This window comes from Streptomyces sp. NPDC048290, assembly GCF_040652095.1.
Lineage (GTDB): Bacteria > Actinomycetota > Actinomycetes > Streptomycetales > Streptomycetaceae > Streptomyces.
In genome coordinates, this window is the sequence record NZ_JBEZLM010000017.1 from 112,249 (window position 1) to 128,078 (window position 15,830).

At 72.6% G+C, this 15,830-nt stretch carries 12 protein-coding genes; 6 read left to right on the forward strand and 6 right to left on the reverse strand.

What is annotated here, in order from left to right; genetic code table 11:
* Positions 1-33: 33 nt before the first annotated feature.
* On the reverse strand, positions 34-321 hold the full coding sequence (locus AB0D49_RS27160; protein ID WP_362761978.1) for a hypothetical protein: 288 nt from the start codon (positions 319-321) through the stop codon (positions 34-36).
* Between AB0D49_RS27160 and AB0D49_RS27165 the strand changes: the two genes are divergently transcribed.
* From AB0D49_RS27165 to AB0D49_RS27180, 4 genes are all read left to right on the forward strand, one after another.
* Positions 320-1,372 (forward strand): LacI family DNA-binding transcriptional regulator, encoded by a 1,053-nt coding sequence (locus AB0D49_RS27165; protein ID WP_362761980.1) that lies wholly within the window; start codon positions 320-322, stop codon positions 1,370-1,372. The two genes, AB0D49_RS27160 and AB0D49_RS27165, sit on opposite strands and share 2 nt — an antisense overlap.
* 598 nt (positions 1,373-1,970) lie before the next feature.
* Positions 1,971-2,414: a nuclear transport factor 2 family protein gene (locus AB0D49_RS27170; RefSeq protein ID WP_362761982.1), complete on the forward strand. Its 444-nt coding sequence runs from the start codon at positions 1,971-1,973 to the stop codon at positions 2,412-2,414.
* A 149-nt stretch (positions 2,415-2,563) separates the two neighbouring features.
* A complete protein-coding gene (locus AB0D49_RS27175; RefSeq protein WP_362761984.1) occupies positions 2,564-3,544 on the forward strand; it encodes a bifunctional helix-turn-helix transcriptional regulator/GNAT family N-acetyltransferase in 981 nt (326 codons plus the stop codon).
* An 11-nt stretch (positions 3,545-3,555) separates the two neighbouring features.
* The gene (locus tag AB0D49_RS27180; protein ID WP_362761986.1) at positions 3,556-4,377 is read left to right on the forward strand and encodes a sugar phosphate isomerase/epimerase family protein; all 822 of its coding nucleotides are present in this window, start codon (positions 3,556-3,558) and stop codon (positions 4,375-4,377) included.
* Between the two features lie 329 nt (positions 4,378-4,706).
* Here the strand turns inward: AB0D49_RS27180 and AB0D49_RS27185 are convergent, their stop codons facing one another.
* Complete coding sequence (locus AB0D49_RS27185; RefSeq protein ID WP_362761988.1) at positions 4,707-5,285, reverse strand: alpha/beta hydrolase; 579 nt, start codon at positions 5,283-5,285, stop codon at positions 4,707-4,709.
* A 78-nt stretch (positions 5,286-5,363) separates the two neighbouring features.
* A complete protein-coding gene (locus AB0D49_RS27190; protein WP_362761990.1) occupies positions 5,364-6,362 on the reverse strand; it encodes an EamA family transporter in 999 nt (332 codons plus the stop codon).
* A 246-nt stretch (positions 6,363-6,608) separates the two neighbouring features.
* Here AB0D49_RS27190 and AB0D49_RS27195 point away from each other — a divergent pair, with 246 nt between their 5' ends.
* Positions 6,609-7,526: a LysR family transcriptional regulator gene (locus AB0D49_RS27195; RefSeq protein WP_362761992.1), complete on the forward strand. Its 918-nt coding sequence runs from the start codon at positions 6,609-6,611 to the stop codon at positions 7,524-7,526.
* 271 nt (positions 7,527-7,797) lie between these two features.
* Positions 7,798-9,681: a glycoside hydrolase family 3 protein gene (locus AB0D49_RS27200; protein ID WP_362761994.1), complete on the forward strand. Its 1,884-nt coding sequence runs from the start codon at positions 7,798-7,800 to the stop codon at positions 9,679-9,681.
* A 155-nt stretch (positions 9,682-9,836) separates the two neighbouring features.
* Here the strand turns inward: AB0D49_RS27200 and AB0D49_RS27205 are convergent, their stop codons facing one another.
* The 3 genes from AB0D49_RS27205 to AB0D49_RS27215 form a co-directional block, all read right to left on the reverse strand.
* Positions 9,837-11,264 carry a S28 family serine protease gene (locus AB0D49_RS27205; RefSeq protein ID WP_362761996.1) on the reverse strand — a complete coding sequence of 476 codons (1,428 nt, stop codon included), beginning with the start codon at positions 11,262-11,264 and terminating at the stop codon, positions 9,837-9,839.
* A 184-nt stretch (positions 11,265-11,448) separates the two neighbouring features.
* Positions 11,449-11,847, reverse strand: a complete 399-nt coding sequence (locus AB0D49_RS27210) for a hypothetical protein (RefSeq protein WP_362761998.1) — start codon at positions 11,845-11,847, stop codon at positions 11,449-11,451.
* Positions 11,848-11,949: 102 nt separating this feature from the next.
* The gene (locus AB0D49_RS27215) at positions 11,950-15,786 is read right to left on the reverse strand and encodes an ABC transporter ATP-binding protein (RefSeq protein WP_362762000.1); all 3,837 of its coding nucleotides are present in this window, start codon (positions 15,784-15,786) and stop codon (positions 11,950-11,952) included.
* Positions 15,787-15,830 lie beyond the last annotated feature (44 nt).

A 15,830-nucleotide genomic window follows, 5' to 3' on the forward strand; every position in this document is an offset into this window, starting at 1 on the left:
GGGTGGACGGCGTCAAGTGTTGACCGGGCGGGGTCATGGGTTGCGCAGCCCGTCATGGGTTGCGTGGGCGGAGTCATGAATGGACCAGTCGCCGTCATGGCTTGATCCGCCGTCCTGCCTTGACCAGTCGTCGTCATGCTTGACCGGGTGGCGTGACGGGTTGCCCGGGTGGTCGTGGATGATGTGGACCGCGCTGACGGCATTGACTGTGTTGACGGAGTTGACGCCATGGACGACGTTGACAGCATTGACTGTGTTGACGGTGTGCCCGGGTGTGTTGATCGCGAGCCGGGTGGGTTGACGAGTTGAGGACGGCGACATGACGGTGACCCTGGCGGACGTGGCGGCGCGCGCGCAGGTCTCCCCCGCGACGGTGTCGCGCGTGCTGAACGGCAACTACCCGGTGGCCGCCGCGACCCGGGACCGGGTGCTGCGGGCGGTCGCCGAGCTGGACTATGTGGTCAACGGGCCCGCGAGCGCGCTGGCGGCGGCCACGTCCGACCTGGTGGGCATCCTGGTGCACGACGTCGCGGACCCGTTCTTCGGTGTCATGGCGAGCGCGATCCAGGCGGAGATCGGCGGCCCGGGAGGCCGGGCGGGCGGGGAGCGGCTGGCGGTGGTGTGCAACACGGGGGGTTCGCCCGAGCGGGAGCTGACCTATCTGACCCTGCTGCAACGGCAGCGGGCGGCGGCGGTCGTGCTCACGGGAGCGGCGATGGAGGACCCGGAGCACCAGGCGGCCGTGGCGGCGAAGCTGCGCAGGCTGACGGAGGCCGAGACGCGGGTGGTGCTGTGCGGGCGTCCTCCCGTGCCGGACACCGGTTCCGTGGCGCTGCCCTTCGGCAACCGGCGGGGCGCCCGGGAGCTGACGGAGCATCTGCTCGGTCTGGGGCACCGCCGGATCGGGTACATCGCGGGCCCCGCGGAGCGGACGACGACCCGGCACCGGCTGGAGGGACACCGGGCCGCGCTGTCGGCGGCGGGCGTGGCGGACGACCCCGCCCGGACGGTCCACGCCGCGTACGACCGGCGCGCGGGACACACGGCCGCGCGGGCGCTGCTGGACGCGGACCCGTCCCTGACGGCGGTGGTCGCCGCGAACGACACGGTGGCGCTGGGCGTATGTGCCGCGCTGCGGGCGGCGGGCCGGCGTGTCCCGGAGGACGTGTCGGTGGTCGGCTTCGACGATCTGCCGTTCAGCGAGGACGTGGCTCCGGCACTGACCACGGTCCGGCTGCCCCTCGCGGAGGCGGGCGCACGGGCGGGCCGGATCGCGGCGGGACGGGAGACGGCACCGGAGGAGGGCGTCGAGGAGGCGGCGGGGGTGTTGGTGGTGCGGGGGTCGTCGGGTCCGGTGACGACGACCCGGTAGCCGCCGGGCGGGGGACACACGCGGACCCACCCCACCGAACACCGGACGTCCCAGTGACGCGTGGGCCCCCACAACCCACCCGCGCGACGACCCGGTAACCACCGGGGCAGGGACACGCGCGGACCCACCCCACCGAACACCGGGCGCCCGCGTGACGTGAAGGTCCTGGCAGCCCACCCGCGCGACGACCCCGTAGGCGCCAGAGCAGAGACACGCGCGGACCCACCCCACCGAACACCGGACGTCCCAGTGACGCAAAGACCCCCACAACCCACCCGCGCGACGACCCCGTAGGCGCCAGAGCAGGGACACGCGCGGACCCACCCCACCGAGCGCCGGGCGCCCGCGTGACGCGACGGTCCTGGCAGCCCAGCCGTGCGGCGAGCCCGTAGCCGCCGACGCAGGGGCATGCGCGCCAGCCGACCGAGTGCCGGGCGCCCGGAATATGAAGGCGCTCGCAGCCCACCCGAGCCACGACCCCGTAGGCGCCGGGGGAGAGACACGCGCGGCCAGCCGAGCGGACCCCGGACGCCCCCCGGCGTGAGAACTCCGGGGTGGGCCTTGACCTCAAGGGCGGTTGATGTTCGAGGCTCGGACCATGGACGACATCACGCAGGCCATCGACACGAGCCCCGTTCCCGATCTGGTGCACCGGCTCTTCCGGGCATTGGACGCGCGGGAGTTGGAGGCGGGGCACATGGGGCGGTTCGTCACCGAGGACGTACGGATGGAGACGCCCGTGGGGGCCGGGCAGGGGGCCGAGGAGGCTCGGCGTGGGGCGCTGGAGGCGCTCGCGCCGTTCGTCCGTACCCAGCACATCGCGTCCGGGGTTCTGGTCGACGGGCACGACCCTGGGGCGGGTTCCGCGCGCGCGTCCTGGAACGCCCTCATGACGCACGTCTACGCGGACGGGACGGTGTTCACCGTCGGCGGTCTCTGGGACGCCGATCTGCGGTGGTCGCCGGACGGCTGGCGGTTCAGCCGGATCGCCGTCAAGCCCGTCTGGACGCAGGGGACGCCGCCGCAGGTCAAGCAGCGGTAGGGGGGAAGGGTCCGGGCGCCGGGGCGGTGAGAGAAGTCTGTGGACGTGCCGCCGGGCCCTCGCCTAGAATTTCTCTGACTGAGTCAGAGAAATGGTCCGGGTGGTCGATCCGTCCACGACCCGGTAGACAGGCATCCCGAGGGCCCACCATGACCATCCAGGACATCCGTTCCTTCAACCGCTTCTACACCCACCTCATCGGCGCCCTCGACTACGGCCGCCACACCTACGCGCCCTACACGCTCACCGAGTCCCGCGTCCTGTACGAGCTGGCGCACGCGGCCCAGGTGGACGCCGCCGACCTCCGCGCCCAGCTGCATCTGGACGCGGGTTATCTCAGCCGGATACTCAACAAGTTCGAGGACGACGGGCTGATCCTGCGCGCCCGCTCCGAGCAGGACACCCGGCGCCGCCGCATCGGCCTGACCGAGCGCGGGCGCAGCGCGGCCGACCTGCTGGAGGAGCGGTCCCGGGAAAGCGTGGGCGCCCTGCTGGCGACCGTGCCCCCGGCCGAGCGCGACCGGCTCGCGGACGCCCTGCGCACGGTCCGTACGCTCCTCGGCGACGGCCGCGCCCCCGGCCCGGAGGACGTACGGCTGCGCGCGCCCGCCCCCGGCGACCTGGGCTGGATCGTGCAGCGCAACGCGGCGCTCTACACGGCGGAGTACCAGTGGAACGACGACTACGAGGGCCTGGTCGCCCGGATCGTCGCCGACTTCGCAGCGGACCACGACCCGCGCGCGGAGCGGGTCTGGATCGCCGAGCTGGACGGCCGCCCGGTCGGCTGCGTGATGTGCGTCCGGGACAAGGCGCCCGCCACCGCGCGGCTGCGGCTGCTGCTGGTGGAGCCCGACGCGCGCGGACTCGGCATCGGGGACCGGCTGGTCACCTCGGTCGTCGACTTCGCCCGCGAGACCGGGTACGACGAGCTGGTGCTGTGGACCAACGACATCCTCGGCAGCGCCCGGCGGATCTACCAGCGGCATGGGTTCGAGCTGGTCTCGGAGGAGCCGCACCACTCCTTCGGGCACGATCTGACCGGCCAGGACTGGCGGCTGGATCTCCGCGCGGCAGCGACGGCCACAGCAACAGCGCCAGCGCCAGCGGCGACAGCCGTCGCCGACGAGTAGGGTCCGACGGTATGAAGCTGGCCTTCTCCACGCTGGGAGTCCCCGGCCTCCCGCTCTCCGACGTCCTGCCCCTCGCGACCCGGCACGGCTACCACGGTGTCGAACTGCGCGCCCACCCCGAGGAGCCGGTCCACCCCGGCATCGGCGCCACCGAACGGGCCACCGCGCGGGCCGCGTTCGAGGACTCCGGCGTCGAGGTCCTCGGTCTCGCGGGGTACGTCCGCGTCGCCGCGCCCGGCGACGACACGCCCGTACTCGACGAACTGCGCACCCTCCTCGACCTCGCCCACGACCTGGGCGCCCCCTATGTGCGGGTCTTCCCCGGCGGCGACCCCGACCAGGACCCCGCCACGGCGGACGCGACGGCGGCCCGACGGCTGACCGAAGGCGCCTCGCACGCCGCCGACGCCGGGGTCCGCATCCTCCTGGAGACCCATGACTCGCACCGCACGGGCGAGCGGGCGGTCCGTGTCCTGGGCCCGGTCAGTCATCAGCTCGGGCCGGTGCACCACCAGAGCGTCGGCGCCCTGTGGGACGTCATGCACACCTGGCTCGGCTCAGAGCAGCCCGCCCGGACCTTCGCCGCGCTCGCCCCGCACCTCGGCTATGTCCAGGTCAAGGACATCGCGTCCGCCGAGGACACCACCCCGCTGGCGCTCGGCGCGGGCGTCCTGCCGCTCGCCGAGTGTGTCGAGGTGCTCTCCCGGGGCGGCTGGGACGGCTGGCTGTGCTGGGAGTACGAGAAGCGGTGGTACGAGGCCGCGGCGCCCCTGCCGGGGTTGCTGGCGGAGGGGCGTGAGCATCTGGGGAGGCTGCTGCATGAGGCGGCTTGAGTCTCCTGGCGCGCCGGGCGTAGGGGCCGACGCGAGTGTCCGGGCGCGCCGGGCGCAGAGGCCGACGCGAGTCTCCGGGCGCGCCGGGCACAGACGCCGACGCGAGTCTCCGGGCGCGCCGGGCACAGACGCCGACGCGAGTCTCCAGGCGCGCCGGGCACAGACGCCGACGCGAGTCTCCGGGCGGCAGCCGCACCGCCCGATGTGAGTATCCCGGCCGCAGCGCCCAGCCCGACCTGAGCGTCCCGGAAGACGCCCGCGCGGCACGGCGTCAGCGTTCCGGGCACGTTCCGACCGACCCGCCACAGGCCCCCGCCCCGCCGCAGACCTCAGTTCCGCCCCACCACCTCCACCGACCCCCCGACACACCAGTCCAGCACCCCCGGCCACTCCCCGTACCCCGCCACCAGGTCCAGGTGCCCGGCGCCGGGCAGCACGTCGACCGGGATGCCGAGCGGCCCGGCATAGAGCCGGTCGGCGCCCTCGGGGCAGTACGGGTCGCTGTCCGTGGCGACCATCCGGACGCCGGTCAGCGTGATGTCCAGCGGCGGCGACCCGAACCCGGCGACCTCCGGGACCCTCGCGACCACGTCGTAGGACGGCGGAGCCACCAGCAGCACCCGGTCGACGTCCCGCACGCCCGGTATGTCCCGGGCGACCGCGTGCAGCCAGGTCAGCACGGAGAGGCTGTGGGTCACGACCACCCGCTCCGGCCCCTCCAAGGTGGGGAGCAGCCGGCCGTACTCGGCGAGCCACGCCTCCAGTTCGGGTTCGTCGGGGTCGGGGAGCTGCGGGTAGACGACCTGGTGGCCGCGTTCACCGAGCCGGTCGGCGAGCCAGTGCTGCCAGTGCCCGGCGGGGCGGTGGTTCTGCCAGCCGTGCAGGATGAGGAAGGACGTCGAGGTCATGCCGTGATCGTCGTGGAGGACCCGGAGCCCCGTCCAGCCCCGTCATCCCCCTCCGCCTCGCGGACCCCATCAGCCCCGTCATCCCCCCCCCGGCTCACGGACCCCATCAGCCCCCTCCAACTCGCCCACCCGGTCACCCCCCTCCGGCTCACGGACCCCGCCAGTCCCCTCCGGCTCACGCACCCCCTCCCCCCGTGCCCCGGACACGCCCCCCGGCTTCCGCCCCCGCGGTGCCAGCGACGTCAGCGCCACCCCCGCCACCAGCAGCACCGCCGCGCACCACCGCAGCGGTGTCACCGTCTCGCCCAGGAACAGCGCCGCCGCCGACATCCCGAACACCGGGACGAGCAGCGAGAAGGGCGCGACCGTGGACGCGGGATGGCGGCGCAGCAGCCACCCCCAGACCCCGAAGCCGAACACCGTGGTCACCCAGGCGACATAGAGGACCGTGCCCGCGCCCTGCCAGTCCAGTGAGCGCAGGGCCTCCATGTCCCGGTCCACCCCCTCCGTGAGGAGGGACAGCGCGAGCAGCGGGAGCACGGGGACCGTGCTGACCCACACCATGAAGTTGAGGGCGTCCGGCGGCGCGGCCTTGCGGGTCAGGACGTTGGACGCGCCCCAGCAGGCCGCCGCGACCAGTACCAGCGCGAACGCGCCGAGCGGTCCCGAGGCGCCCTCGTCCACCGCCGCCACCGCGATCCCGGCGAGCGCGACCGCCATGCCGACCACTCCCCACCGGGTGGGGCGCTCGCCCAGCGCGACGAACGCGATCAGCGCGGTGAACACCGCCTGGATCTGGAGCACCAGGGACGACAGCCCGGCGGGCATGCCCACGTCCATGCCGATGAACAGCAGCCCGAACTTGGCCACGCCGAGCACCAGCCCCACCGCCACGATCCACTTCCACGCCACCTTGGGGCGGCCGACCAGGAAGACCGCCGGGACCGCCGCGACCAGGAAGCGCAGGGCGGAGAAGAGCAGCGGCGGGAAGTGGTCGAGACCGATCTCGATGACGGTGAAGTTCACGCCCCAGACGGCGGCGACGAGAACGGCGAGCAGCAGATGGGAGGGGCGCATGCGAACGAGAATGACCCGGACCGGTCGTGAAGCACCAGCAATGATTGATGCATGCTTGGATTCAGCGTTCCTGAACAATGATCGAACGATCAGCAGAACAAGCACCCGAACAAACACCCGAACGACCACCGGAACGGCCACCAGAACGGCCATTCAGAACAGTCACCCGAACGATCACCAAAACCGTCACCCGAACACGACCTGAACAACAACCCGAACAACGACCCGAACGGAGCCGTGCCGGTCATGCTCGATCTCCAGCGCCTCCGCGCCCTGCACGCCGTCGCCCTGCACGGCACGGTCGGCGCCGCCGCAGCCGCCCTCGGCTACACCCCCTCCGCCGTCTCGCAGCAGATCACCAAGCTGGAGAAGGAGACCCGTACGGTCCTGCTGGAGCGGGAGGGCCGGGGCGTGCGGCTCACCGACGAGGCACAGCAACTGGTGCTCGCCGCACGGGAGTTGCTGGCGATCGTGGAGCGCGCGGAGACGGATCTGGAGCAACGGCGCGGGCAGCCCGCCGGGCGGCTGACGGTGGCCGCGTTCGCGTCGGCGGCGCGCGGGCTGATGCCGTACGTGCTGGCCGATCTCGCCGCCCGGCACCCGGCGCTGGACGCCCGGCTCAGCGAGGTCGATCCGCATCTCTCGGTCGGCATGGTCGCCAAGGGCGCGGTGGACATGGCGGTGGTGCACGACTGGGACATCGCCCCGCTGCGGGTCCCGCCGGGGGTGGAGCGGGCGGCGATCGGCGAGGACCAGTGCACCCTGCTGGTGCCCGAGAGCCATCCGCTGGCGGACCGTACGACGGTCGGGCGGGCGGACCTGGGCGGACACCGATGGGTGTGCCAGCCGCCCGGCCGGATCTGTCACGACTGGCTGCTGCGGACCCTGCGCGCGGCCGGGCATGAACCGGAGATCGCCCATCAGGCGGACGAGAACCCGACCCTGGTGGCGCTGGTCGCGGCCGGTCTCGGAATCGCCCTGATCCCCCGCCTGGGCCGGGGCCCGCTGCCACCCGGCGTGGTGGAACTGGCGCTGGACCCGGTGCCGGTACGACGGCTGTACGCGCTGTGGCGCGAGGGCGCGGCACGCCGTCCGGCGATCGCCGAGACGGTACGGACCCTGCGCGCCCGCTGGCCGGAGGCGTCGGCCCGCTCCTCCGGCTGACCCCACCCGCCCCACACCCCTGACGCCGGAGCCCCCCCGACACCTTCCCCCACCTTCCACAACGCCCCCTCCGACACCGCCCCCCCCCAACACGCCCTCCGCCACCTCCCCCAACGCCCCCTCCGACACTCCCTCCCCACCCCCACCCTCCCCTCCCCCACCCCCACCCCCGCACCGGTTACCGTGCACTCCCTTGACTGAAGGAAACTTCCCCGATACTGGTGACGTCTCGGAAGTTTCCTTCAATGGATCACCTCCGGAAGGAGCGCACGTGCCCTCCAGACGTACCGTTCTCGCCGCCACGGCCGGAGTCACCGCCGCCCTGACGATCGGCGCGGACACCCAAGCCGCCTCCCCCCACACGACAACCCACCCGGCAACCCACCCGGCGACCCACCCGGCCGCCGACCGTCCCGGCCGCCACCCCGACGCCCACCCCACCCGCCCCTCCGACCGCACCCTCCGCGCCCTGATCTCCCGCATGACCCCGCAGGAGAAGGTCGGCCAGCTCTTCGTCTCCCGCGCCTACGGCCACTCCGCGACCGCCCCGGACCAGGCCGACATCGATGCCAACCTGCGGGAGCTGGGCGTACGCACCCCCGCCGAGCTGGTCGCCAAGTACCACCTCGGCGGAGTCATCTACTTCGGCTGGGCACACAACACCCGCGACCCCCACCAGATCGCGGCGCTCTCCAACGGCCTCCAGAACGCCTCCCTGACCCGCCCGCGCGGCCTCCCGCTGCTGATCTCCACGGACCAGGAGCACGGCATCGTCGCCCGGATCGGCCGCCCGGCGACGCTCTTCCCCGGCGCGATGGCGATCGGCGCGGGCGGCTCGCGCGGCGACGCCCGTCTGCTCGGCCGGATCTCGGGCGCGGAGCTGCGCGCGATGGGCATCCGCCAGGACTACTCCCCCGTCGCCGATGTGAACGTGAACCCGGCGAACCCGGTGATCGGCGTCCGCTCCTTCGGTTCCGACCCGGACGCCGTCGCCGCCCTGGCCGCGGCCGAGGTGACCGGCTACCGCGCGGCGGGGGTCGCGGCGACCGCCAAGCACTTCCCCGGCCATGGCGACACCGCCGTCGACAGCCACTACGGCTTCCCGGTGATCACCCACACAAGGGCCCAGTGGGAGGCGCTGGACGCGCCGCCGTTCCGCGCGGCGATCAAGGCGGGCGTCGACTCGATCATGACCGCGCACCTGCTGTTCCCGGCCCTGGACGACTCGGGCGACCCCGCCACCCTGTCCCGCACGGTCGTCACCGGGATACTCCGTCAGGAACTGGGCTACGACGGGCTCGTGGTCACCGACGCCCTCGACATGGCGGGCGTACGGCAGAAGTACGGCGACGACCGGGTGCCGGTGCTGGCGCTGCGCGCCGGGGTGGACGTCCTGCTGAACGCGCCCCGGCTGGACGTGGCGTGGAACGCCGTACTGAACGCCCTCCAGGACGGCGAGCTGCCGGAATCACGCCTGGACGAATCGATCCTGCGGATGCTGCGGCTGAAGGCCCGGCTGGGGCTGTTCGAGGCGCCGTACGTCACCCGGTCCGGGGTGGACCGCACGGTCGGCGCCCCGGCCCATCTGGCGGCGGCCGACCGGATCGCCGAGCGCACCACCACCCTGCTGGTCAACAACGACCGGCTGCTGCCGCTGGCCCGTACGGCGCACCCCGCGCTGCTGGTGGTGGGCGCCGACCCGGCCTCGCCGTCCGGCACCACCGGCCCGCCCACCACCGTGCTGGCCGACGCCCTCACCGGGCAGGGCTTCGGCGCCACCGCGCTGTCCACCGGCATCTCCCCCACCTCGGCGGCGATCGAGCGCGCGGTGACGGCGGCGGCCGGGGCGGACGCGGTGGTCGTCGCCACGTACAACGTCTCGGCGGCGAGCGGTCAGCGCACCCTGGTGAACCGGCTGCTGGCCACCGGGAAGCCGGTGGTGACCGTGGCGATCCGCAACCCGTACGACATCGCCCAGCTGCCCGGCGTCGGCGCCGCCCTCGCCACCTACTCCTGGACGGACGTGGAACTGCGGGCCGCCGCACGGGTGATCGCCGGACGGGTCCGCCCCCGGGGCCGCCTCCCCGTACCGGTGCCCCGCGCGGACGCCCCCGGCGAGGACCTGTACCCGCTCGGCCACGGCCTGTCCTACTGACCGGAGCACCACCACCACAGAACAAGAAGGGGGCCGGTCCCTCCCCGAGAGGAAGGACCGGCCCCGCGAGAAGCCCCCACAAGAGGCTCCTCAAGAGGCCCCACAGGAAGCTCCACAAAAGGCTCCGCGAGAAGCCCAGGAGACTCAGCGGAGCGTCACGGCCGCAGCGTCAGCTCCCGCTCCACATCCCGCACGTCGAGCTTCGCGTCGTAGCGGGCCAGCGGCTTCGCACGGTCGGCGTCCTGCTGGACGGCGGCCGGGGCGACCCCCGCCCACTTCTGGATCCTCGCCGTGGCGAGCGCCTTCTCGTCGGCGACCAGACCGGCCACGTTCGCCCCGTGGTTGGCACCGGGCGCGGTCATCACGTAGGAGTCGCGGGCGCCCTTGCCCAGGCGGAACGGCTCGGCGCCCCACGGGTCGTTCTCGCCGTACACGAACAGCATCTGACGGGCGTTGTGGCGGACCCAGCTGTCGATGTCCCGCATGGCGTTCGGCTGGAACTTCATGTCGATGGAGCGCGGCACGAAGTAACGCGGCGGCAGGTAGCCGTAGCGGACGTACTTCTTCTCGATGTGCGGGAAGGTGATGGTGGGCGCGCCCAGCTGGGTGCCCGCCTGGTAGTAGTACGGGGTGTACGGCGCCAGGCCCTGGTCCGTGTAGAACGAGAAGCCCGCGATGGTGTCGATGGTGTTCCACAGGTCGTCGTCCGTCGCGTTCTTCGCGTCGGCCGGGATGGTGGCGCAGTCGGCGAGCAGGCTGTACTGCCAGAAGCCCCACACATAGTCCAGGACGGTGGCCTCGTACGCCTCGTCGAGGCTGCCGACGGTGGTGAAGGTGTAGCCGTTCTCGGCGGCGTAGGCGGCGTACCGCTCCTCCAGCGCCTCGCGGCGGACCAGCGCCTCGCGCTGCACGCCGTTCAGCCGGTCGCGGCACTCCTTGGTGCCGACCCCGGCGAAGAACCGGTCGTACGCCTTGTCCTGGTTGTTCACCACGTCGTTGGGGGCCACGTAGGCGACCACGCCGTCCATGTCACGCGGGTAGAAGCGCTCGTAGTAGGTGGCGGTCATGCCGCCCTTGGAGCCGCCGGTGGAGATCCAGTTCTCGCTGTAGATCGGCTTCAGGGCGCTGAAGATGCGGTGCTGGTCGCTGGCGGCCTGCCAGATGTCCAGCTTGGTCCAGTCGGCCGGGCTGGGGCGGGACGGGGTGAAGTAGCGGTACTCCATGGAGACCTGGTTGCCGTCCACGATCTGGGTGGGCTCGCGGCGGCTGGGGTTCGTGGAGACGTTGTAGCCGCCGGTGTAGAAGACCGTGGGGCGGGAGACGTCCTTGTGCAGCACGGTGACGCGCTGCTGGAAGGTGCCCTGGGAGGGCCTCTTGTGGTCGATCGGCTGGGTGTAGTTGAGGACGAAGAAGCGGTAGCCGGGGTACGGCTTCTCCTGGACCAGGCTCATACCGGGTATCGCGAGCAGCCGGTCCTTGATGTCCGTGGCCTCCGGCTGCTGGGCGGCGGTGGCCGCCCCTGCCGTGCTCAGTGTCCCGACGAACACCGTGAGCGCGAGCAGCCATCTGAGCGCCTTACTCATGCACCCTCCCTGTGAAACAGATGTGCGCCGGAAGCTATCGGAGCAACACCGTTCCCACCAAGGGGTGCTGACGATCCCTAGGGGTTTCCCTCCCTGCGGGACCGTTCGTCAGAAAGGCAGATCCGGCCAGGTGCCCGGCCCGGCGTGCCCGGCCCCGGCGTGCCCAGCCCCTCGTGCCCGGCCCTCAGCACAGGATCCAGCCGGAGCTGACGCTCCCGCTCCCCACCGCCCCCCGCACCCGGACACACCGCTGCCCCGCGTGGACGGTGACCGGCCCGGCGCGCCGAACGTAGCGCCCCCCGTCCACCACCGGACGGTTGCCGCGCGCCTGTACGGACACGGACATCTGCTTCCGGCCACCGACCGTCTTGGGCAGGGTCATGGCGCACACATAGCTGCCGCGTTTGAAGACCTGGACCGAACCGGTCGCGAACGGCAGGCTGCGCACCTTGCGCCCGGCGCAGCCCACTCCGGCGGCGGCTTCGCCCCGCGCCTGCGCCGGGGTCAGCAGGGCGAACAGCGCCGACGCGCAGAGCGTGGCCACGCCGACCATCAGCCACCGGTGCAGCACACCCCAGCCCACGACCGCCCCTCCCACGTCCGACGACACCGCCGTACGGGTGTACGGACGCCGCGGGCCCGTCCGATGGTTGCACCGGCCCGGTCGGGCGGCCGGACGGGCGGTTCAGCGGGCGGCGGCCACCGGCTCGCCCTCCTCGGGTGCCTCCGGGGCACCGGTGAAGGTGCGCCACAGCCGGGCGTACCGGCCGTCGAGGGCGAGGAGTTGCTCATGGGTGCCGTCCTCGGCGACCCGGCCGTGGTCCATGACGACCACCCGGTCGGCACGGGCGGCGGTGGTCAGCCGGTGGGCGACGACCAGCGTGGTACGGCGGCCCGCGAGCCGGTCGGTGGCCTGGTTGACCTGTGCCTCGGTGGCCAGGTCCAGCGCGGCCGTGGCCTCGTCGAGCAACAGCACGTCCGGGTCGACGAGTTCGGCGCGGGCCAGCGCGATCAGCTGGCGCTGTCCGGCGGAGAGGTTGCGGCCCCGCTCGGCGACCTCGTGGAGGTAGCCGCCGTCCAGGGTGGCGATCATCTCGTGGGCGCCGACCGCGCGGGCCGCCGCCTCCACCTGGGCGTCGGTGGCGTCGGGCCGCCCGTAGGCGATGGCGTCCCGCACGGTCCCCTGGAAGAGGTACGCCTCCTGGGGGACGACCCCGAGGCGGTGACGGTACGAGGTGAGGTCGAGGTCGCGCAGATCGGCGCCGTCGACGGTGACCCGGCCGCCGGTCGGGTCGTAGAACCGGGCGACCAGCTTGACCAGGGTGGACTTCCCGGCGCCGGTCTCACCGACGAAAGCGACGGTCTGCCCGGCGGGGATACGCAGTTCGATGCCGGTGAGCGCCTCTTCGCCGGACGCGCCGGACGCGCCGGACTTCCCGGACGCCCCGGACTTCCCGAAGTCACCGGCCTCCCCGTTCCCCCCATCCACGCCATCCACGCTATCCACGCCATCCACCCCACCGCCGTACGCGAAGTGGACGTCCTCGAAAGCGATCTCCCCCCGCAGCGAGCGCACCTCCCGCGGCTCCCGCACAGCCCCCGTCGACGTCCGCTCACGCAGCAGCTCCTGGATGCGCCCGAGCGAGACGGACGCCTGCTGGTAGCCGTCGAAGACCTGGGACAGCTGCTGGACCGGCGCGAAGAACAGATCGATGTAGAGCAGATAGGCGACCAGCGCACCGGTGGTGAGCGTCGCCGCCTCGATCCGTCCGGCGCCCACGATCAGCACGGCCGCCGCGGCGACCGACGACAGCAGCTGCACGAACGGGAAGTAGATGGATATCAGCCACTGTCCACGGACACGGGCCCGCCGGTAGTCGGCGCTGCGCTCGGCGAACCGCCGCCCGCCGTCCCGCTCCCGCCCGAACGCCTGCACGATCCGCAGCCCGGACACCGACTCCTGGAGGTCGGCGTTGACCACGGAGACCCGCTCACGGGCCAGTTCGTACGCCTTCACGCTGGCCTTGCGGAAGAAGTAGGTGGCGACGATCAGCGGGGGCAGGGTGACGAACACGACCAGGGCCAGCTGGACGTCGATGACCAGCAGGGCGCCCATGATGCCGAAGAAGGTGACCACGGAGACGAACGCGGTGACAAGACCGGTCTGGAGGAACGTGGACAGGGCGTCGACGTCGGTGGTCATCCGGGTCATGATCCGCCCGGTCAGCTCACGCTCGTAGTAGTCCAGGCCGAGCCGCTGGAGCTGGGCGAAGATCTTCAGCCGCAGCGCGTACAGCACCCGTTCGCCGGTACGGCCGGTCATCCGGATCTCGCCGGTCTGGGCGGCCCACTGGGCGAGGACGGCGATCACACCGAGCGCGGAGGCGGCCCACACCGCGCCGAGGGCGGCCTCGGTGACGCCGCTGTCGATGCCGTGCCGGATCAGCACCGGCAGCAGCAGCGCCATCCCGGCGTCCAGGGCGACCAGCCCGAGGCTGATCAGCAGGGGGCGGCCGAAGCCGCGCAGCAGCGGCCTCAGCCCGTAGTGGGCCTCGGGGCGGACGGCCTGGGCCTCGTCCACGCCGGGGACGTCGGTGGCCGGGGGCAGGGCGTCGACCTGGGCGAGGAGTTCGGGGGTGGCCGGGGTGCCGGTGAGGGCGAGGTCCTTGGGCTCGCGGTCGCCGGTCCACAGGGCGGGGGTGATACCGCGCTCGGCGTCGAACTCGGCGTCGAGTTCGGCGCGCAGGGTGGTGTCCTCGCGGGGCGCGGCGGGCGGGGCGTGGCCCGGGGAGACCCCGCCGAGTTCGTCGGGGTCGGTGAGCAGCCGCCGGTACAGGGCGGACCGCTCCTGGAGTTCCTCATGGGTGCCGAGGTCGGCGAGGCGGCCCCCGTCGAGGACGGCGATGCGGTCGGCGAGGTTGAGGCTGGAGCGGCGGTGCGCGATCAGCAGGGTCGTACGGCCGCTCATGACCTGCCCCAGGGCCTCATGGATCTCGTGCTCGACGCGGGCGTCGACGGCGGAGGTGGCGTCGTCGAGGACGAGGAGGCGGGGGTCGGTGAGGATCGCGCGGGCGAGGGCGACGCGCTGGCGCTGGCCGCCGGAGAGGGTGAGTCCGTGCTCGCCGACCTTGGTGGCGTAGCCGTCGGGCAGCTCGCTGATGAAGGTGTCGGCCTGGGCGGCGCGGGCGGCGGCGTGGATCTGCTCGTCGGTGGCGTCGGGGCGGCCGTAGGCGATGTTGTCGCGGACGGTCTCGGAGAACAGGAAGGAGTCCTCGGGGACCAGCCCGATCGCGGCGCGCAGGGAGCTCTGGGTCAGCTCGCGCACATCGTGCCCGCCGATCAGCACGGCCCCGTGGGTGACGTCGTAGAAGCGCGGCAGGAGCAGGGAGACGGTGGACTTGCCGGAGCCTGAGGAGCCGACGACGGCGAGGGTCTCCCCGGCGCGGATCTCGAAGCTGAGTCCGCGCAGCACGGGCGTGGTGTCGTGGTAGGCGAAGGAGACGTCGTCGAACTCGACGGTGGCGGGCGCGTCGGCGGGCAGGTCCTTGGTGCCGTCGGTCATGGACGGCTCGGTGTCGATCAGCTCCAGGACGCGTTCGGTGCCCGCGCGGGCCTGCTGGCCGACGGTGAGGACCATGGCGAGCATCCGGACCGGGCCGACGAGCTGGGCGAGATAGGTGGAGAAGGCGACGAACGTACCGAGGGTGATGTTGCCGCGGACGGCGAGCCAGCCGCCGAGGGCGAGCATGGCGACCTGGCCGAGCGCGGGCACGGCCTGGAGGGCGGGGGTGTACCGGGAGTTCAGCCGTATCGTGCGCAGCCGCCCGGCGAACAGCTTGCGTCCGATCTCGCGGAGCTTGCCGGTCTCCTGCTCCTCCTGGCCGAACCCCTTGACGACCCGGACGCCGCTGACGGCCCCGTCGACCACTCCGGCGACGGCGGCGGCCTGGGCCTGGGCGTACCAGGTGGCGGGGTGCAGCCGGGAGCGGGAGCGCTTCGCGATCCACCACAGGGCGGGCGCGACGGCGATGGCGACCAGGGTCAGCGGCGGCGACAGCCACGCCATGATGGCCAGCGAGATCACGAACAGCAGGACGTTCCCGATGGTCATCGGGAGCATGAACAGCAGGCCCTGGATCAGCTGGAGGTCGCTGGTGGCACGGCCGACGACCTGTCCGGTGGACAGCTCGTCCTGACGGCGTCCGTCGAGCCGGGTGATCGTGTCGTACATCTCGGTGCGCAGATCGTGCTGGACGTCGAGCGCGAGCCGGCCGCCGTAGTAGCGCCGTATGTAGGTCAGGACGTAGACGACGAGGGCGGCGACGACCAGCAGCGCGGCCCAGGTGCCCATGGACCTGGACTTGTCCCCGATGACATCGTCGATGATCACCTTGGTGATCAGCGGGACGACGGCCATGACCGCCATGCCCGCCAGGGAGGAGCCGAGGGCGAGGATCACGTCCTTCGGATGGCGCCAGGCGTACGCGGCCAGCCGCCGTATCCATCCCCGCCTCGCTGCCACGCCGCCGCCTCTCCGTTGTGCCGGGTGCTCCGCATCTCGCAACG

Excerpts from the sequence above, each read along its gene's own strand:
- AB0D49_RS27165 (WP_362761980.1), top strand. The coding sequence starts at position 320 with ATGACGGTGACCCTGGCGGACGTGGCGGCGCGCGCGCAGGTCTCCCCC.
- AB0D49_RS27160 (WP_362761978.1), bottom strand. The coding sequence starts at position 321 with ATGTCGCCGTCCTCAACTCGTCAACCCACCCGGCTCGCGATCAACACA.
- AB0D49_RS27170 (WP_362761982.1), top strand. The coding sequence starts at position 1,971 with ATGGACGACATCACGCAGGCCATCGACACGAGCCCCGTTCCCGATCTG.
- AB0D49_RS27175 (WP_362761984.1), top strand. The coding sequence starts at position 2,564 with ATGACCATCCAGGACATCCGTTCCTTCAACCGCTTCTACACCCACCTC.
- AB0D49_RS27180 (WP_362761986.1), top strand. The coding sequence starts at position 3,556 with ATGAAGCTGGCCTTCTCCACGCTGGGAGTCCCCGGCCTCCCGCTCTCC.
- AB0D49_RS27185 (WP_362761988.1), bottom strand. The coding sequence starts at position 5,285 with ATGACCTCGACGTCCTTCCTCATCCTGCACGGCTGGCAGAACCACCGC.
- AB0D49_RS27190 (WP_362761990.1), bottom strand. The coding sequence starts at position 6,362 with ATGCGCCCCTCCCATCTGCTGCTCGCCGTTCTCGTCGCCGCCGTCTGG.
- AB0D49_RS27195 (WP_362761992.1), top strand. The coding sequence starts at position 6,609 with ATGCTCGATCTCCAGCGCCTCCGCGCCCTGCACGCCGTCGCCCTGCAC.
- AB0D49_RS27205 (WP_362761996.1), bottom strand. The coding sequence starts at position 11,264 with ATGAGTAAGGCGCTCAGATGGCTGCTCGCGCTCACGGTGTTCGTCGGG.